Genomic DNA, 17,483 nt, shown 5'->3' with positions numbered 1-17,483 from the left:
CTGAAATTAATTACGTCATTCCTTTTGTGACGATGTATTTTCTTTAGGCGGAACAGCACAGTTTCCTGCGGCACAACCTCCCATATTCAATAAAGCTAAAAGAGAGAACAAAACGCCAATTCCAAATATCATCCACATCTCTGTGCGTACACCTTCAATTATAATAAACGTACCCACGGCAAGTCGAATGAAACGAAAGAGGTTCCAGCCGTTTAGTAGATTATATTTAATTATTTTAAAATCCATTATTTAACTTTTAAGGCCATCCATTCTTTCATTCCAGCAGAATAGTTTTTAATGTCTTTAAATCCTTTTTTAGCTAAATAAGACTGAGCTACAGTGGCTCTATCACCACTCTGACAGTGGATTACAATTTGTTTGTTTTGATCTAGTTTATCTAAATTATCTGGTAACGAGCCAACAAAAATATGATCAGCACCGCCTACGTGATAAGTTTCGTATTCAGAAGTACCTCTAACGTCCACAATTTGTGCATCATCATTTCCGATATAAGATTCAAATTCGTTGATGTCAATTATGTCCTGCGTTTCTAATTCTAAACCTAAATCTTCGATATTAGAAACATATCCATAGATATTATCTAAGCCAATTCGCATCAATTTACGCGTTAAATCCTTTATGTTATTTTCGTCTGCTACAAGAATAAATTTCTCTTTATAATTCAAAAACCAACCTGCCCAAGTAGAGAATGAATTATTCCCTTGGATATTGATACTGTTAGGAATAAAGCCTTTCGCAAATTCGGTCTTATTTCGTGTGTCAATCACTGTCATTCCATTTTCATAAGCTGCTAAGAATTCTTCTTTTGTTAACTCAGAATGCTTAGGAACTTCTACCAATAAAGGACGATTTACCTTGTTGAGGTGTTTCATCATCGCAAAATACTTTGGAGGCTCTGGTTGACCATCTAATAGATAATCAATAAACCCTTCTTGATCGTCTTCATATTGGAAAGCCCAATTTCGAATCTTTTCGTAACCAATGGTAGAACTAGGAACTGCACCTAAAGATTTTCCACAAGCTGAACCCGCGCCATGTCCTGGCCAAACCTGAATGTGATCTGGTAACTTTGCAAACCTTTGGATCGAGTCATACATTTGCTTTGCACCTTTGTCTTGTGTGCCTGCTAGACCTGCTGCTTTTTCTAATAAATCAGGTCTTCCAACATCACCAACAAATACAAAATCTCCTGTGAAAACCATTACCGGCTCATCGCTAGCAGGATGATCAGTTAGAAGAAAACTAATACTCTCTGGCGTATGCCCAGGAGTATGTAAGACCTCAAAAGTTAAGTTTCCTAACTTTATTTTATCATTATGTTTCAATCCAATATGTGGAAACTCGTATTGCCAATCTTCTCCACCTTCATCAGATAGATAAATCTCTGCACCTGTAGCAGCAACTAATTCTCTAGAACCACTTAAAAAGTCGGCATGAATATGGGTTTCAGTAACTTTCGTGATTTTCATATTGTTAGCCTTGGCTAAATCTAAGTAAACATCGATATCTCTTTGTGGGTCAATCACGATGGCTTCACCTTTAACTTGACAACCAATGAAATAACTAGCCTGCGCTAAACTTTTATCGTAAACGTGTTCAAATAACATAATCTTTAATTTTTTTAATAGTACAAATGGCACTAAGGTTAATGTGTCTGTTGTGAGTTTTAAGTAAAACTTAATGCAATTTAGATAATAATATTAACTTACTGAGTAACAATAGTTACAAGCTATTAGGAAAGGAATAACTCTTTAACGATAATATAAATCCCCATCAGAAGCACAAACCAACCAAAGCCTGTTTTTAGCTTGTCTCCATCTATTTTTTTAGCAAGATAAATTCCAATAAAAATTCCAGCTACGGACAAGCTTGTGAAAATGGATAACAACATCCAATCAATATCTCGATCACCTTGTATGTCACCTAAGAAACCTAAGAGGGATTTGGCTGCAATAATCAAAAGTGAAGTTCCAACAGCTAATTTCATCGGCATTCTTGCTAGAATTACCAAAGCAGGAATAATTAAGAAACCTCCTCCCGCACCTACAAGTCCGGTTAAAACTCCTACCAAAGAACCTTCTAATAAGACTAATGGATAATTATATTTAATACCAGAAATATCGTAGTCATTGGTCTTTTTACGAGGTTTAATCATAGACATTGAAGCTAAAATCATAACAACAGCAAAGAGTAGCATCAAGGCTATAGACTTTGTTAATTGAAAGTCTCCAACACTTAAAATCACCTCTGGAATAAACGGAACTAGATAAGCCCTCGTCAAATAAACAGCTATAATAGAAGGAACACCAAAAACAACTGCCGTTTTTAGGTCGACCATCTTATTGAGAATATTCTTAACGCCTCCAACCAAGGATGTAGCTCCAACCACAAATAGGGAGTAAGCTGTTGCTAAAACAGGATCAACCGACATCATATAGACCAAAATAGGAACGGTAAGTATAGATCCGCCACTACCGATGAGTCCCAATGAAACGCCAACTAAAATAGCAGATATATAGCCTAGTACTTCTAACTCCATAAGTGAATGATTAAGAATGCGAAGTTAGCTCGATATATCATGCTGCGCTGTAACAGCTGTTACATTTAAAGGAAATCAAAAAAGCTTGAGAGTATATCTCCCAAGCTGTATTTATGAATAAATTCAAATATTTTTCAGAATTTTGCAACATGAAGAAAATCCATATTCAAGCTGAGCCATTCTTTGATTTATTAAAAGAAAAAAATCAATCTATGTGGGATATTTTCGAGCAAATGATTCAAGAGCATGAGCAAGAAATTATCTTTATCAATGATAAACAGCAGGTTTTGTTTAATTATATTCTTCCGAACAATCTTGATAAACTCAAAGAAGATCAAAAGAAATTCTCAGAAGAATTCAAGAATAAAATTGCTCAAACCTATTTAAACTAATTAGTCTTCGAGCAATAATTCAAAGGATCTTTCTCTATCTTTTGGATCATAGAAATAAGAGGTAATCATCACTTCGTCAGCAGAAGTTCTATCAATGAAATGCTTCAGCTCCTGTCTTACTTCTTCTTTATTCCCAACAAAAGAATAGGTTCTCATTCGGTTCACAGCTTGCTTGACTTCTGGTGACCAAATTTTGTCCATATCTTCCACTGGCGGACGCAATTTTGTGGATTGTTGCGTTACAATACTTGCTGCCATTTGAGAAAAACTCGTAGATAAATAGGCTGCTTTTTCGCTGGTTTCTGCCACTAAGATGTTTACGGCCGGCATAAAATAAGGCTTATCCAAATAAACAGAAGCTTGGAATTCATCTCTATAAATCTCCATCGCTTGTTCTAAATAGGTAGGAGCAAAGTGTGATGCAAAAGAATAAGGCAAACCTAAATAAGCCGCTAATCTCGCACTATAAATACTAGAACCTAGAATCCAAACTGGTACATGTGTTCCAACGCCAGGGTAGGCTTTAACTTTCATTTCGGGATCATATTCACCCAAATAGCGCATGACTTCTATAATGTGATTTGGATACTGCTCAACGGACTGTTGTAGGTTTCTGCGTAAGGCAGCTGCCGTTAATTGATCGGTGCCTGGAGCACGTCCAACTCCTAAATCAATTCTATCTGGATACATAGTCGCTAAAGTCCCAAAAGCTTCTGCTACTTGCAAAGGAGAGTGATTTGGGAGCATGATTCCACCTGAACCAACTCTAATCTTCTCTGTCTTTTCGGCTAAATGACCAATCAAAACGGCTGTCGCTGAACTAGCAATACCAGAGGCGTTGTGATGTTCTGCTACCCAAAAACGATTGAAACCCATTTTCTCGGCAAAGCGAATATAGTCAACGCTATCTTCAAAGGCTTGTTTGAAATCATGGCCTTCGCGTACCATAGATAAGTCGAGAATGGATAAAGGTATATTATTAAATTTCATTTGATTTAAATTTTAAAACAGGTTCTTTAAAACTGAATTAAGAACCTAAAATTAAAAAAAACCACTTCAGTTAAAGTGGTTTTATAAGTTAAAGGAAAAATTGCTTATTCCTCTCTAGGAATATCCACATGCTGTGGTGCTTTCCCTAAATCTTTATCTAAATCATAAAGATTTGCATTGTCTTCTTTTTGGCTATCAACGGCAAGGTTGTACTTATCGATAAGATCCATAATTAATGTCTCTTCCTCAATTTGCTCTTTTACAAACCACTGTGCAAAATTAAAAGTTGCCCAGTCCTTTTCTTCATGAGCCAAGTTTACAATACCATAAATAGCATTGGTATTATCGATTTCGTGTTGTAGAGCTTTGTCTAAACAATCCTTTAAATCTTTTGGATTAGCTGGAGGCGCAGAGACAGCACCAATTTTTGCTTCACCACCACGAGCGTTGATATAGCGAATCACTTTTTTCATGTGATCTCTTTCTTCGGTGGCGTGATTGTATAAGAAATCAGCAATACCTGGATAGCCCTTTCCTTCAGCCCAAGAACCATAAGCTAAGAAAACCTGTGCAGCTTCTGCTTCTTTAGTAACTTGATCGTTTAGAACTTTTTCCATTTGGTCAGAAATTCTCTTTGTACTCATAATTTGTATATTTTATGAGTTAAGCGCAAATTCTCTGCCAAAGGGCAATTATTGCATTTAGTGAAAAGATTAAGTTTAAACCAGAAATTTTGTCAATAAAAGCAAGTTTTATTCTTCCATTCCCAAGTTTTTTGCACGTTTTTTCCATTGTTCGCGTGCATAGGCTTGTAAGTCGGTAATGTTATCAGACTCATCCATGATTTCTCGACCGAATAAAGTTTCAATCAAGTCCTCCATGGTTACCAAACCTTGAATCATTCCGTAGTCGTCTACCACAATGCTCAAGTGATTATTTTTCTGAACTAATTTTTCGAATAAGAATGGTAAGGATAAATCCTCTTGAACTGCTGAAATAGGACGTTTGATATCCTTTAATTTTTTGTGACCATTACCTTCAACTAAATTCAATAATAGGTCATCTTTTAATAATTTCCCGGTTACGTTATCGTGAGTTTCGCTATACAAAGGAATACGAGAATAAGGCATTTGCTTATTTACAGACTCATAATAATCTTGAATCGTTTCATTCTCTTCAGCCATTACAATCACCGTACGCGGCGTCATAATATCTTCTGCTTTCAATTCCTCAAAACCAAGTAAGTTTTTAATGATTTTATATTCTGATTTCTGTAATTCTCCACTTTCTTCAACCGATTGAGCCATCGCTTTAAAATCAGATCTAGACAATACCGATTCGTCCTTGTTTTTCTTTAAACTTCTTGTAATCAATTGGCTTAACCAAACAAACGGAGTTAAGATGAATAATAATATCTTTAAAGAGGTTGCAGTAAATCCTGCTAAAGTTTTCCAGTTATTCGCCCCAATAGTTTTCGGGATAATTTCGGATAAAATCAAGATCGCTAAAGTCATTACTGAGGCCACGATTGATTCATAAGAAAGATTAAAACCTAAAATATTAATATAGTTATCACCCCAAATTCTACCCGCTTGAGCACCAACCCCAATCGCACCAACTGTATGAGCAATAGTATTTAAGGTTAAAATAGCAGATAGAGGCCTATCAATATCCTTTTTTGCTTCCTCGAAGAAAATACCTGTTTTACTTCCTTCTCTTGCCAGTCTTTTGGAGTAAGATGGTGTAATACTCAGTAATACAGCCTCCCAAATCGAACACAGAAATGAGAATAAAATTGAAAGTAACAGAAAAATTATCAATAATGTCATATGCAAATATAAAGAATTGTATGTTTGTATTGTGCAAATTACTAGTACCCAAAACGCAAAGATTAAACAATTAATCAAACTTCAACAAAAATCTCGTGAACGTAAGTCTACGAATAGTTTTGTTGTTGAAGGATTACAAGAGAATAGATTGGCTTTAGCTAATGGATTTAAGCCAAAACAATTTTTTGTTCAAGAGGATTTATATGATGATTCATTGGCATTGCCTAAGGTCGAAACTTATCAAGTAACACGAGAAGTTTTCGATAAAATCGCCTACCGAAGTACAACAGGTGGTATCGTAGGCGTTTATGAAACCAGGCATTTTGAGTTAGATTCCCTCAAAGAAAAAGCAAATCCGTTGATGGTTGTTTTAGAAGCGGTGGAGAAGCCAGGAAATCTTGGAGCTATATTGCGTACATGTGATGCAGCTCAGGTGGATGCGGTGATAGTTTGTAATCGCTTGGTAGATTTCTTTAATCCTAATGTGATTAGAAGTTCGGTGGGAACGCTATTTACCAATACTTTAATCTCCTGTGAGAAGGAAGACTTAATGAATTTTTGCCAAGGGAATGGAATAAGTGTTTACGCAACTTTCTTGAGAGAGGATACCCAATCTTTGTATGATGTAGATTTTAAAAAGTCTTCGGCTCTGGTATTTGGAACAGAAGCTACAGGTTTATCTGAATTTTGGGCAGAAAATGCGGATGCGACCATAAAAATCCCCATGTTAGGTCAAGTGGATTCTTTGAATGTGAGCAATGCAGTGGCGATTAGTGTTTACGAGGCGGTACGACAGCGAACTTAAGCACTCAAGATTTCTTTTAAAATTAGCAAGGACTTCGGTTCTCTAAAACCATCCAAATGGATACGCAAGTAGTCTAACAGGATTTCGGTTAATCGTTGGCGACTATTTTTGTTGAATTGATTTTTAGATTCTTCCGTGAATTCTGATTGCATTAAGTTTTTCCAATCCTCTGTTTCTTGTGCGCTCAATAAATAAGGGGATTTATTTTGTTGGGTAAAACGACCCTCAATTAAATCAAAATAGGGAAAGTCAAAGTTTTCTTGGTTCGGGAAAAATCCAAAATAGGAGGTGAGATTTAAAAATAAATTTAAATGAAACTCTGCAAAATGCTCCTTTTTATTATTAAAAATTTGAATTTGTTCTTCTAAGAATTCATATAAGTCTAAATTCTTTTCATCCTGTTTTAAACATTGGTGAACTACTTCGGCAATAAACTGCAGCATAATCGCTTTGATAGGATGCTGGTGCATTTCGAAGAAGGAATTACTAACTTGTAAATTGCTCGGAATGATTAAACTCGACTTTTGTTGAGGTTTAAAAGAAAATTCAATCTCTGTAAACGGGTAGTTGATAGATTTAAACCTCTTGTTTTTGCCTCCATATACGCCTCGCAACATCAAAGAAACCAAGGCGAAATCCTGAGTGTAAACTTGTAAGATTGCACTTGTATCACCGTATTTTATAGAAGTGAGAACAAAGCCTTTGGTCTTTTCCATTATCGGATAATTGCAATTTTGGTGCTAGCAGTTTCAGAGCCATCTGCATTAATCATTAAAGCTAAATAGATACCAGATGCTACTTTTTGTCCTTTTAGGTTGGTTCCATCCCATTGTATAATTCCTCCTGCTGCTCGGTCTTTGTGAATCAAATTCCCCACCACATCGGTGATTCTTACTTCAGCTCTATCGGCTAAACCTTTGATCGTGATTACACCATTATAATTAGGTCTCACAGGATTTGGGTAAGCTACAATTTCGCCAAAACTATCGCCGGTGTCTTTGGCATCTCCTTTATAAGAAACAAGTCCACCTTGGGTAGCGAAATACACCATTCCAGTCGTATTATCAACCGAAATATCATAAACTACATTGGAAGGAAGAGGTGAGTTGTCTTCCGTGAAATGAAATATCGTTTCTCTACCAAACTCAGAAACATAGAAAACTCCAGCTCCTCGGGTTGCAATCCATTTGCGGTTAGAGCCATCTACGGCTATATCGTTAATGGCGATATCCGTTAATAAAGCTTCTGGAATTCCATCTTGAACAATAACTATGGGTTGTGTTTCAGGGTTTCCTGACTGTAATTCTCTTAAAGCATTCGATTTTACATGCAATCCTTGTTGAGTTCCAATCCATGCGGTTGAGTTTTTATCAATGGCCACCGTAAAGACATTGGATGATGGCAAGTTTCCTTGTCCTTCACCACTTAGAATCTGATACACTTCGTCCATATTGGTAACTACCAATCCGCTACCTCGACCTGAGGCAACCCAAACAAAACCTTTATCATCTACTACAGGCTTTTGAACACCAGGAGCTCCTTGATTAAAATTCTGTAAACTAAACGAAGACCACGAACCTGCAGGGGTTTTCTTATGAAGCAAGTTATGATCCTGAGCCCCAATATAGGATTGAGTTACATATAAATTCCCTTGTTTGTCTAAATCCGTTCCGCCTAATTTCATATAAGGTCTATCCTCATACTTTCTATTGTATAAAATGCTACTATTGGTTGAATTATATTCGGCAACTAATTCATCATTATTCATCTCAAAAACTCCATACCATTGATGCCATGAAGTAGCATAAATTTGGTTGATATCATTCGGGTTTACGGTGATTTGCGTAATATCATGTACGTTGTTCATTTCTTCTCTACCTACATGCTGCCATTCAATTCCGTTAAAATGAGAATAGCCTTCTGTATTCCAAGCGGGTAAGTTTAAATCAATAATTCCACCGTGTGTCATCCAAACATTTTGTTGGGTGGCCGTAACGCTCATAGTTGAATTAGAAAATGGCCCATCTGGATAAATGGCTTCTTGAGAGCTCAAACGAATCATCCCATTTTCAGCAGTACCAACAAAGGCTTCGTTATTAACAAAAATCCCAGCTTGTGCCGTAGCATTAATAGAAGATTGACCTACTTGGTTTAGGTTGGCGTCTAATACATAAATAGTGTTGGCAGTTGTAATACTTAAATAATCAGCGGTTGCATTTAAATCCTTCACTGCACCGAAATTTCTCAATAAACTCCAGTTGCCATTTTGAAATACATAAACATTCCCACCACTAGCTGCGATGAGTTGGTCATTAAACTTTTCTATATGTTTAAAATCAGTCGATGGTAAGTTCTGAGCAAGTTCCCAATTGTTGAAATTTGGAATTAAATCATTAATCTCGTGGGAGTAAACACCTCTTTCGCTAGCGGCATATAGTCGGTTGTTATAAATTACACTTTCATTGGCTGTAAAGAAATCCCCAGCTTGTCTAAAGAAAGCTGTTTCAGCAAATTCCCTTCTTTCTAAATCAAACATAGAAACGCCATAAGCTGCTGATATCGTTAGCCACTGACCTTCTGTATAGAGATGATTAATCTTTTTGCTACCTTGGTATTCGTCTAAGGGGATTTCTATAAAATTATAACTCTGCTCGCCCAAAATATCTAACTCTCCACTTAGGTACCCAACAATTACATAATCATATGCTTGGTTATAGGCCAAACTTGTTGGTTGAATTGAATTTAATTTATTGGTTTTGGAAATCTTTTTTAATTCATTGTATTCTAAGTCGTAAGAAAATATAGCATGCGATGAGGTACAGAATAAGGAATTACCTACTTGCGTGATTCCGGTCACTGATTTATAGCTAAAATGGTCTTCCCATCTCGAGTTTTGAGCATGGCTTAGAAGGCCGAATAAACAAAATATGATTAAAAAGTTTGATTTAAAATTCATGCGCAATGCTTGTTTCTGTGTAACGAATATTACTTAAAATAATTGCTATAAAAGTATGTCAGTAAAAATATGTAATTTTGCATCCTTAAAAGCTAATCTATGACCAAAGATAATAAGATAGAATTAATGGCGCCTGCAGGAAACTTTACTTCCTTGCAAGCAGCAATAGATAATGGAGCAGATTCTGTCTATTTTGGGGTAGAACAATTAAATATGCGCGCAAGGGCATCGATTAATTTTACCTTAGATGATCTGCCCGAAATCAGTCGCCGTTGTAAAGAAAAAGGTGTTAGAACTTATTTGACGCTAAACACTATTATTTACGATCATGATTTATCTATTATTAGAACTTTAATCGATAAGGCAAAAGAAGCTGATTTAACTGCTGTTATTGCAATGGATCAGGCTGTAATTGCTTATGCGAGAGAGGTTGGAATGGAAATTCATATTTCTACTCAAATCAACGTTACCAACATTGAAACGCTTAAGTTTTATGCCATGTTTGCGGATACGATTGTTCTTTCTAGAGAGTTAAGTTTAACTCAGGTGAAGAAAATTGTTGAGCAAATCGAGAAAGAGCAGATTAAAGGACCTTCTGGGAGATTGGTTGAAATCGAGATTTTCGGGCATGGAGCTCTTTGTATGGCGGTTTCTGGTAAGTGTTATTTAAGTTTACACTCACATAACTCTTCTGCCAACCGTGGAGCTTGTAAGCAAAACTGCAGAAAGAAATATACCGTAATCGATCAGGAGTCTGGTTTCGAGATTGAGTTAGACAACGAATACATGATGTCGCCTAAAGATCTTTGTACTTTAGAATTCTTAGATAAAGTTAAGGATGCGGGTATTAAAGTTCTTAAGATTGAAGGTAGAGGTAGATCACCAGAATACGTGGCTAAAGTTATTAGAACTTACCGCGAAGCGATTGACTCTTTATATGATGGAACATTCTCTCAAGAGAAAGTTGATGTATGGATGGGTGAATTAGATAAGGTATATAATCGTGGCTTCTGGAGTGGATATTATTTAGGTCAGAAATTAGGTGAATGGTCTAAAGATCCAGGTTCTAATGCGACGCAGAAGAAAGTTTATATCGGAAAAGGTAAGCATTACTATACCAATGCTCAGATTGCTGAGTTCCAGATAGAAGCATTTGATTTAAGAGCAGGAGATACGGTTTTAATTCAAGGGCCAACTACAGGTTCACAAGAGTTTGAGATGAAGTCATTTATGGTAAATGAGCAAGAAGTTGAGCGAGCTAAAAAAGGTGACGTAATTACTTTCCCTGTTGATTTTAGAATTCGCTTATCGGACAAATTATACAAAGTTGTAGCCAACGAAGCAGCTAATTAATCATTTTAAATTTGTTTTACGAAACTTGAATTCATGGTAATTATTACTTTACAACGAGATAAATGTATTGGCTGTAACTATTGCGTAGAGTTTGCTCCCAATCAATTCCGAATGTCTAAAAAAGATGGTAAGTCCGTCCTATTAAAATCGGTTAATAAAAAAGGATTTCATACCTTAAAGGATCCCAACATGGAGATTCTTCCTGCCTGCGAAAAAGCGGCAGATGCTTGTCCAGTCCATATAATATCTGTTAAAGTAAGTTAGAATGAAAAAGAATGTTCGTAAAGAGTACCTAGCCAAAAGAAAGCAATTTACTACCACCGAAATTAACGCGTGGAGTCTTAAAATTGCAGATATTTTTTTGAATTCTGAATTCATTCAGCATCAGACATTCCATGTTTTTTTAAGTATGCCTAAGTTTAACGAGGTAAATACACAATACATTATAGATGAGTTGTTGAGACAAGGTAAGGATGTTGTAGTTCCTAAAATGGATGGTAAGCAATTGTTAAGTTGCCCATATACGAATGAGACTAAATTGGTCGAAAATTCTTGGGGAATCATGGAGCCAGAAAGTAATCAGGAAGTTTCGCAAGACAAGATTGATGTGGTAATCGTACCTATGTTGATTTCGGATGCCAAAGGAAATAGAATCGGTTATGGAGGAGGTTTCTACGATAGATTTTTATCATCATTAGATGAGAAAACTAAATTTGTTGGAGTTAACTTCTTTGAATCGGTAAAAGAGGATATTCCCAGAGAAGAATTTGATGTACTCTTAGATTATCTGATTACGCCAAACGATATTTACAAATTCGATAAATAAAAAATATAACCGTCTCCCCACACAGAGACGGTTTTTTATTGGTTTAAACTTTTAAATTATAAACGCTCATTAGCAAGGTTGGCCAATTCAGAACGCTCACCTTTTACCAATTGAATATGTGAGAAGATATCTTCTCCTTGAATTCTGTCTACCATATAAGATAAACCATTCGAAAGCTCATCTAGATAAGGCGTATCAATCTGTTTAATGTCACCGGTAAAAATAAATTTAGAGTTTTCGCCCGCTCTTGTAATGATGGTTTTAATTTCGTGTGGCGTTAGATTCTGCGCTTCATCCACAATAAAAATCACATCAGATAAACTACGTCCGCGAATGTAAGCCAGCGGCGTAATCATTAATTTCTCACTTTCTAGCATTTGAGTAATATGCTTATACTCAGGGTCGCTTTCATTATATTGATATTGAATAAATTTTAAATTATCCCAAAGAGGCTGCATGTAAGGATCAATTTTAGATTTAATATCACCCGGTAAATAGCCGATATCCTTATTGCTTAACGGGACAATCGGTCGAGCTAAATAAATCTGTTTGAAGTTTCTTCTTTGTTCTAAAGCGGCGGCTAGAGCAATGAGTGTCTTTCCGGTTCCCGCTACGCCGTGAATGGCAACCAATTTAATGTTAGGATTTAATATCGCATGCATGGCAAAAGTTTGCTCAGCGTTACGTGGCTGAATACCATAACATCTTTGTTTACTGACTTGTTCTAATTGCTTTTCAAAAGGATTGTAATAAGCCAACACCGATGAGTTGGAACCTTTTAAAATATAATATTGATTGGGTTTTATCTCTAAAAATTCCTCTACATCCTCTAAAGGAACATGATGCTCATTATATAAGCGTTCAATCATGTCTTGATTAAAGTTATCTACATGTTGAATTCCAGCTGAAAAGCTTTCTGTGTCTTGTACTTTTCCCGTTTCGAAATCTTCAGCGTTTAAACCTACAGCTTTGGCTTTCAACCTTAAGTTTATATCCTTGGTAACCAAAATAACTGGTTTTTTCGGTTCTTCTTCCTTCATTTTTAGCGCAGCATTGATGATTTTATTATCCATGCTAATATTGTTGAAGAGCTCATTGGCATTAGATTTAAGGCCGTCGGTATTTAAGACAATTTTAAAATTCCCTTTGTTTTCACCAGGCAAGGCCATCCATTGGGTGATGTCTTTGTCTATAGAGATTTTGTCGAGTAACCTGATGAATTCTCTGGCTTCAAAGTTTTTGGTTTCATTCCCTTTTTTAAAGTTGTCTAGCTCCTCTAACACTGTAATGGGAATCACAACATCATGTTCTGCAAAGCTCAATAATGAATTGTGGTTGAATAATATAACGGAAGTATCTAATACAAATATTTTTTTCATGCTGTGTAAATTTTGATGTTAAGGCTTCTCAAACTTTGTCAACTAAAGTTAATAAAGAAATTACACACATACTATTCAATGGGCCATCTTAATGCAGAATTAACGTTTCTTGTCTTCAAGAACTTAAATAATTTCAAACAAAAAATAGCGCCTTATCTAATGAGACAAGGCGCTTTCCTACTATTCAAATAAAACTTATAACAAGCTAGAAAAGGAAAGTAAATTGGGTGATGTTGGTGAAGATTTATAAAGAAAAAAGGAATAATGTAAAGGGTTGAATATTAATATAATCAGATGATTTAGCAGAAAGTTCTTGTACTTGTCGAAAAAAGCTCTTGAGCTTTTATAAAAAACCTCTTGTACTTTTTGAAAAAAGCTTTTGAGCTTTTTATGAAAACCTCTTGAGCTTTTTTACTGAAGATGCGCATAAATCATTTTAATCATCTAGATCTTTTTTTCAAATCATCTGATGATGAATTTTTTTGATGCATAATCTCTAAGCATTTGTTCTTAAGTTGAGTTTAAATATTTAGGCTAAAGGCTCTCTAACCCAAATGAATTAATTATCTTAGATATTCAATTAACATGCTTTAGCAGCTCACAGTGAATAAGATAAATGCATAATAACCCATTTCCAAATATTACGCTCGACCTACAACACGGCAGCAATGACGTTATTGTTGCAAAAGATGAAATGTTAGAATCATTTACTGAAAATATAATGAGTGCAGATAGTCCAGGTATGAGTTACATTTATGATTCTGAAGGTTGTAATGAAACATGGAAAACCAAATTAGTTTTAGATGATAATAGTGAATATACATTTAGTGAAATAGTTCAAGGGTATTCTTCACAGTGGTCTAGGCAAAAATTTATTAATTTTTTACAAAACTCACAATCTGGGGACTTAGATTTAGGTGGTTGGTCAGAATTTCTTTTTGCAGAAGTTGTTTCGCAGACTTTAAACCGGCTAAATCACCTACCAAGTCCTAACATTAGAATAAAAACATTTGGAGCAAAAACTAAAATTAGAATAGGAGATGCACCTGTCATTAAACCAGGAGTTGGAGAGGTAAGTTGTAATCCTTGGATTCAGTTTAATCGTGAAACGCCAACAGGAATTTTTACTAAGAAAAATTTTGGTGGTTCACGTTCTGATGCGGCAGCTGCGAAGAGAAAAGCTTATTATCAATGGAGAGAGGTAAATAGTTTGTATTATGACTAATTTCACATATAAAAAAAATAAGTCTGATATAACTATTTTAATATCTTCAAAAAGAATATCAAAAATAGCGTCTTTCATACTTATCGTACTGATTATTGCAACTTTCCTCTTACCCATTGTTTTTTTTGGCATAGGAATAAAATACAATATTCCAATTCGCATAACATTTATTATTACGATTGCTATTTTTTGGGGTACTAGTTTTTTCTTTCTTAGAAAATACCTGTGGGGTAGCTATGGTAAAGAAATTTATGTTATAAAATCAAATTTATTACGATATTCATACAACTATAAGTTATATACTGATAAATTTGAAGAGTCTTTTGAACCTAAGATAACTAATATTGGATTAATTGATGCGAATGATAAAATGATTTATTTTAAAGATATTGATTTAATAAATATTAGTTCAGATGATTATAAGATTTTTTTTGAAACTAAAGATAAACTAATTGAAACTACTCAATATACTTATTTTAATAAGATACAACTGGTAGAATTTGTTGAATTTATTAGTGCCGAGTTACAAGATATATGAAATATAAAGTTTTTACCTACTTTTCTACCTCTCGGGATTAAGAGAAGCATGAAAAACAGCAGCTACAACACACCAGCGCGCGACTTGCGCCCTATAGGCGATGCTAGAGAAGTTGAAACGGTGGTTCGTAATCCGTATAAGTATAAATTCAATTCAAAAGAATACCAAGATGAATTAGCGTTAGATTGGTATGACTACGGCGCAAGGAATTACGATCCTGCTTTAGGGCGTTTTCATAATATGGATAGGTTTAGTGAGAAATACTATAGTCATACACCTTATCACTATACCAAAAATAACCCAGTATTTTTTGTAGATATAAATGGCGATAGTTTGGATATTGGAACTGATAAATATTCAAGAAGAGATATCAATTTACTTGTTAGAAATAAGAATGAGAAATATATTCAAGTAAATGAGAAGGGCAATTTAAGCTTAGATTTTGGGGATTTGAGTAAAGAAGAAATTAGTGATATTTTAAAAGAAATGGAGTGGAGCTTCTAGTTCCCCAGGTCATATGGCAATAAGTAACCCTAAACCAAGTAAAAAGAAAAGGTCAGCTCTTCGTCAATTAATAATTCAATACAGAAAAAAGTAATTAATAAAAATGCTAAAACCTTTAATATATTTTATACTAATTATTTTATCGTATGTTCTTTATTCCTGTTCTTCAGCAAAAAAGGATTTCACATATGATGCGGTATGGAATAAAAATCAATTAATTTTTGAAAAAAAATTAATTCAATTAGGTTATCTTACACCATATTTGAATGTAAAAATTTATGACATAGATGAAGATAGCGTACATATAAAAGCCGTTACAAATTTTGATTTTAAGTTTATCTCTAATAACAAAAAATATTTGATAGAATGCAATAAAAAAGGGCAAGTTATAGATACTTTACTTACTTTAAATAATGAAAATGAAATTTATTTTACATACAATTTAAATAGAAATAATTTTTATGTGTTCATAGAAGATGGGAAGGAAAGAGGTGCATATTTTGATGATAGAAAGTTTAAACTTCAAAGCAAATAAGTTGGGTGTCTTCTATTTACTACGGTAATCTTCCAAACTGGGACATTCCTTAAAAAGCAAATGATAACAAATTCATTTTCAATATATTTTATGATTGCATGAAAATATAATCCACTCAAAAGAGTGATTTTTTAATGCGCAAAAGCTTTTTAAGTTTTAATATTTTGGATGATATTAACTACCAAAAAGAAAAGATGATTTTTTCCTATCTTTATCCCAAAGGTTCGAGACAGGCGTAAAAGTAGAAAAGAAGGTGGCCAACGGTATAAATATTAAAACAACGCATTATTTAGACGGCTTTCAGTATGTAAATTGTGATTTGTCATTCTTTCCACATGCAGAAGGCTATGTGCGCATCAATGGCAATCCCGGGAAAACCAAATATAGGTATGATTACATTTATAACTACACGGACCATTTAGACGGCGGAGCGTTAAAAAAAATTCCAGTGGAAATTTTTAGCGAACGAGCCAGCCTTTCGCGTTGGGTATATTTGTCTTACACCCAAGATAGGTCAACAGGCGGTTTAAAAATTTTGCAAGAACATTATTATTATCCATTTGGTTTAGAACACGGCAGCTACAACACACCAGCGCGCGACTACCGCTCCATAGGCGATGCTAGAGAAGTTGAAACGGTGGATCGTAATCCGTATAAGTATAAATACAATTCAAAGGAGTGGCAAGATGAGTTGGGATTAAATGTAACCGCCATGGATTTTAGGCAATATGATAATGCTTTAGGAAGGTTTTTGAATCCAGATGCTTTGAGTGAGTTAGCACCAATGCATACTACATATAGATTTGCATTTAACAACCCAGTATATTGGAGTGATCCTACAGGATTATTTGAAAGCGAAAGTTTTGAATTTGCTTATTGCCCAACCTGTCCAAATACAGAAGAATTCCAACCTTTTATCGATGATCCATACAATGAATATGATTATGACTCAGAATCACTGGAAACTCCTTTCTACTTCACAAAAAAGTAAAATTGTTTGGGATTCAAAGAAATGGATTAAAAATTCATTTAATTATAAAGTTCCTTTCAAGAATGCCAAGTTATACCGTAACTTAATCCCAAAAGGATTTACAGGAACTGGAGTTGGTTTGGGTGTGTTATCAAGTGGAATGATAGTTTATGATGTAATTGACACAAAAAATATTAAAGCTTCTCATCTATTGGAAGGAGCTGTTACTGGAGTTTCCTTTATTCCTCCTTGGGGATGGGTAGTAGGTGGCGTTTATTTTGGGGCAGATTTGGTTACAGAATTAGTCTCGGATAAATCAATTGGAGAGCATTTGGATGAATGGATTGATGATCAAGAAGGAAGGGCAAATGATGGTGTTTTAGTTGAATGGAGATGATGAGTTTATTTGACTACATATTTTATAGAGTATATATTAGATATAGAAGAGAAGAAAATTATCCCGCAAAATTTGTCAGTTGCTTGTTTATGTTTGTCATTTTTTTCTTTTTATTAGCTTCTATTTTTGGTGTATTTCATCATCTACTGAATAAGGATAATGAATTTATTAAAAAAACAGTATATGCACTATATGGACTAGTTATCTTATTTTTTACCTTTCGA

20 protein-coding genes are annotated in these 17,483 nt (G+C 34.8%); 11 read left to right on the top strand and 9 right to left on the bottom strand.

Annotated elements, in window-relative coordinates; all coding sequences use genetic code 11:
- Positions 1–15: 15 nt before the first annotated feature.
- From NLM59_RS04535 to NLM59_RS04525, 3 genes are all read right to left on the bottom strand, one after another.
- A complete protein-coding gene (locus NLM59_RS04535) occupies positions 16–177 on the bottom strand; it encodes a hypothetical protein (protein ID WP_304416565.1) in 162 nt (53 codons plus the stop codon).
- 68 nt (positions 178–245) lie between these two features.
- Positions 246–1,628 (bottom strand): MBL fold metallo-hydrolase, encoded by a 1,383-nt coding sequence (locus NLM59_RS04530; protein WP_304416564.1) that lies wholly within the window; start codon positions 1,626–1,628, stop codon positions 246–248.
- 125 nt (positions 1,629–1,753) lie between these two features.
- Entirely contained in the window at positions 1,754–2,560 is an 807-nt protein-coding gene (locus tag NLM59_RS04525) for a sulfite exporter TauE/SafE family protein (RefSeq protein WP_304416563.1), read from the bottom strand.
- 149 nt (positions 2,561–2,709) lie between these two features.
- Between NLM59_RS04525 and NLM59_RS04520 the strand changes: the two genes are divergently transcribed.
- A complete protein-coding gene (locus NLM59_RS04520; protein ID WP_304416562.1) occupies positions 2,710–2,952 on the top strand; it encodes a hypothetical protein in 243 nt (80 codons plus the stop codon).
- On the opposite strand, the gene NLM59_RS04515 is transcribed toward NLM59_RS04520, so the two are convergent.
- The 3 genes from NLM59_RS04515 to NLM59_RS04505 all read right to left on the bottom strand — a co-directional run bounded on the left by NLM59_RS04515 (position 2,953) and on the right by NLM59_RS04505 (position 5,771).
- The gene (locus NLM59_RS04515) at positions 2,953–3,942 is read right to left on the bottom strand and encodes an LLM class flavin-dependent oxidoreductase (protein WP_304416561.1); all 990 of its coding nucleotides are present in this window, start codon (positions 3,940–3,942) and stop codon (positions 2,953–2,955) included.
- 104 nt (positions 3,943–4,046) lie between these two features.
- Complete coding sequence (locus NLM59_RS04510) at positions 4,047–4,586, bottom strand: ferritin (protein WP_304416560.1); 540 nt, start codon at positions 4,584–4,586, stop codon at positions 4,047–4,049.
- Positions 4,587–4,694: 108 nt separating this feature from the next.
- Entirely contained in the window at positions 4,695–5,771 is a 1,077-nt protein-coding gene (locus NLM59_RS04505) for a CNNM domain-containing protein (RefSeq protein ID WP_304416559.1), read from the bottom strand.
- A gap of 31 nt (positions 5,772–5,802) precedes the next feature.
- Between NLM59_RS04505 and NLM59_RS04500 the strand changes: the two genes are divergently transcribed.
- Complete coding sequence (locus NLM59_RS04500) at positions 5,803–6,576, top strand: TrmH family RNA methyltransferase (protein WP_304416558.1); 774 nt, start codon at positions 5,803–5,805, stop codon at positions 6,574–6,576.
- On the opposite strand, the gene recO is transcribed toward NLM59_RS04500, so the two are convergent.
- Positions 6,573–7,292: a DNA repair protein RecO gene (recO, locus tag NLM59_RS04495; protein ID WP_304416557.1), complete on the bottom strand. Its 720-nt coding sequence runs from the start codon at positions 7,290–7,292 to the stop codon at positions 6,573–6,575. The two genes, NLM59_RS04500 and recO, sit on opposite strands and share 4 nt — an antisense overlap.
- Entirely contained in the window at positions 7,292–9,532 is a 2,241-nt protein-coding gene (gene porZ / locus NLM59_RS04490; protein ID WP_304416556.1) for a type IX secretion system anionic LPS delivery protein PorZ, read from the bottom strand. The genes recO and porZ overlap by 1 nt, the downstream gene beginning before the upstream one ends.
- 99 nt (positions 9,533–9,631) lie before the next feature.
- Here porZ and NLM59_RS04485 point away from each other — a divergent pair, with 99 nt between their 5' ends.
- From NLM59_RS04485 to NLM59_RS04475, 3 genes are read left to right on the top strand one after another with little or no spacing between them, the layout of a single operon-like run.
- On the top strand, positions 9,632–10,885 hold the full coding sequence (locus NLM59_RS04485) for a peptidase U32 family protein (protein ID WP_304416555.1): 1,254 nt from the start codon (positions 9,632–9,634) through the stop codon (positions 10,883–10,885).
- A 33-nt stretch (positions 10,886–10,918) separates the two neighbouring features.
- Positions 10,919–11,149 carry a ferredoxin gene (locus NLM59_RS04480; RefSeq protein WP_304416554.1) on the top strand — a complete coding sequence of 77 codons (231 nt, stop codon included), beginning with the start codon at positions 10,919–10,921 and terminating at the stop codon, positions 11,147–11,149.
- 1 nt (position 11,150) lies between these two features.
- Entirely contained in the window at positions 11,151–11,711 is a 561-nt protein-coding gene (locus tag NLM59_RS04475; protein ID WP_304416553.1) for a 5-formyltetrahydrofolate cyclo-ligase, read from the top strand.
- Positions 11,712–11,767: 56 nt separating this feature from the next.
- Here the strand turns inward: NLM59_RS04475 and NLM59_RS04470 are convergent, their stop codons facing one another.
- The gene (locus NLM59_RS04470) at positions 11,768–13,090 is read right to left on the bottom strand and encodes a PhoH family protein (RefSeq protein WP_304416552.1); all 1,323 of its coding nucleotides are present in this window, start codon (positions 13,088–13,090) and stop codon (positions 11,768–11,770) included.
- Positions 13,091–13,706: 616 nt separating this feature from the next.
- Between NLM59_RS04470 and NLM59_RS04465 the strand changes: the two genes are divergently transcribed.
- The 6 genes from NLM59_RS04465 to NLM59_RS04440 all read left to right on the top strand — a co-directional run bounded on the left by NLM59_RS04465 (position 13,707) and on the right by NLM59_RS04440 (position 17,259).
- Positions 13,707–14,315, top strand: coding sequence for a hypothetical protein (locus NLM59_RS04465; protein ID WP_304416551.1), 609 nt, complete (start codon positions 13,707–13,709; stop codon positions 14,313–14,315).
- Positions 14,308–14,853 carry a hypothetical protein gene (locus NLM59_RS04460; RefSeq protein WP_304416550.1) on the top strand — a complete coding sequence of 182 codons (546 nt, stop codon included), beginning with the start codon at positions 14,308–14,310 and terminating at the stop codon, positions 14,851–14,853. Before NLM59_RS04465 ends, NLM59_RS04460 begins: the two co-directional genes overlap by 8 nt.
- Positions 14,854–14,901: 48 nt before the next feature.
- Positions 14,902–15,357, top strand: coding sequence for an RHS repeat-associated core domain-containing protein (locus NLM59_RS04455; RefSeq protein ID WP_304416549.1), 456 nt, complete (start codon positions 14,902–14,904; stop codon positions 15,355–15,357).
- Between the two features lie 103 nt (positions 15,358–15,460).
- On the top strand, positions 15,461–15,892 hold the full coding sequence (locus NLM59_RS04450) for a hypothetical protein (protein WP_304416548.1): 432 nt from the start codon (positions 15,461–15,463) through the stop codon (positions 15,890–15,892).
- A gap of 253 nt (positions 15,893–16,145) precedes the next feature.
- Positions 16,146–16,883, top strand: a complete 738-nt coding sequence (locus NLM59_RS04445; protein WP_304416547.1) for an RHS repeat-associated core domain-containing protein — start codon at positions 16,146–16,148, stop codon at positions 16,881–16,883.
- Entirely contained in the window at positions 16,837–17,259 is a 423-nt protein-coding gene (locus tag NLM59_RS04440) for a hypothetical protein (RefSeq protein WP_304416546.1), read from the top strand. The genes NLM59_RS04445 and NLM59_RS04440 overlap by 47 nt, the downstream gene beginning before the upstream one ends.
- Positions 17,260–17,483: the final 224 nt, after the last annotated feature.

Origin of the sequence: Profundicola chukchiensis (assembly GCF_029664245.1) — a bacterium.
Classification (GTDB): domain Bacteria; phylum Bacteroidota; class Bacteroidia; order Flavobacteriales; family Weeksellaceae; genus Profundicola; species Profundicola chukchiensis.
This window is presented reverse-complemented; position numbering and strand designations above follow the sequence as displayed.

Excerpts from the sequence above, each read along its gene's own strand:
- NLM59_RS04530 (WP_304416564.1), bottom strand. The coding sequence starts at position 1,628 with ATGTTATTTGAACACGTTTACGATAAAAGTTTAGCGCAGGCTAGTTAT.
- NLM59_RS04525 (WP_304416563.1), bottom strand. The coding sequence starts at position 2,560 with ATGGAGTTAGAAGTACTAGGCTATATATCTGCTATTTTAGTTGGCGTT.
- NLM59_RS04520 (WP_304416562.1), top strand. The coding sequence starts at position 2,710 with ATGAAGAAAATCCATATTCAAGCTGAGCCATTCTTTGATTTATTAAAA.
- NLM59_RS04515 (WP_304416561.1), bottom strand. The coding sequence starts at position 3,942 with ATGAAATTTAATAATATACCTTTATCCATTCTCGACTTATCTATGGTA.
- NLM59_RS04510 (WP_304416560.1), bottom strand. The coding sequence starts at position 4,586 with ATGAGTACAAAGAGAATTTCTGACCAAATGGAAAAAGTTCTAAACGAT.
- NLM59_RS04505 (WP_304416559.1), bottom strand. The coding sequence starts at position 5,771 with ATGACATTATTGATAATTTTTCTGTTACTTTCAATTTTATTCTCATTT.
- recO (WP_304416557.1), bottom strand. The coding sequence starts at position 7,292 with ATGGAAAAGACCAAAGGCTTTGTTCTCACTTCTATAAAATACGGTGAT.
- porZ (WP_304416556.1), bottom strand. The coding sequence starts at position 9,532 with ATGAATTTTAAATCAAACTTTTTAATCATATTTTGTTTATTCGGCCTT.
- NLM59_RS04485 (WP_304416555.1), top strand. The coding sequence starts at position 9,632 with ATGACCAAAGATAATAAGATAGAATTAATGGCGCCTGCAGGAAACTTT.
- NLM59_RS04480 (WP_304416554.1), top strand. The coding sequence starts at position 10,919 with ATGGTAATTATTACTTTACAACGAGATAAATGTATTGGCTGTAACTAT.
- NLM59_RS04475 (WP_304416553.1), top strand. The coding sequence starts at position 11,151 with ATGAAAAAGAATGTTCGTAAAGAGTACCTAGCCAAAAGAAAGCAATTT.
- NLM59_RS04470 (WP_304416552.1), bottom strand. The coding sequence starts at position 13,090 with ATGAAAAAAATATTTGTATTAGATACTTCCGTTATATTATTCAACCAC.
- NLM59_RS04465 (WP_304416551.1), top strand. The coding sequence starts at position 13,707 with ATGCATAATAACCCATTTCCAAATATTACGCTCGACCTACAACACGGC.
- NLM59_RS04460 (WP_304416550.1), top strand. The coding sequence starts at position 14,308 with ATGACTAATTTCACATATAAAAAAAATAAGTCTGATATAACTATTTTA.
- NLM59_RS04455 (WP_304416549.1), top strand. The coding sequence starts at position 14,902 with ATGAAAAACAGCAGCTACAACACACCAGCGCGCGACTTGCGCCCTATA.
- NLM59_RS04450 (WP_304416548.1), top strand. The coding sequence starts at position 15,461 with ATGCTAAAACCTTTAATATATTTTATACTAATTATTTTATCGTATGTT.
- NLM59_RS04440 (WP_304416546.1), top strand. The coding sequence starts at position 16,837 with ATGACTCAGAATCACTGGAAACTCCTTTCTACTTCACAAAAAAGTAAA.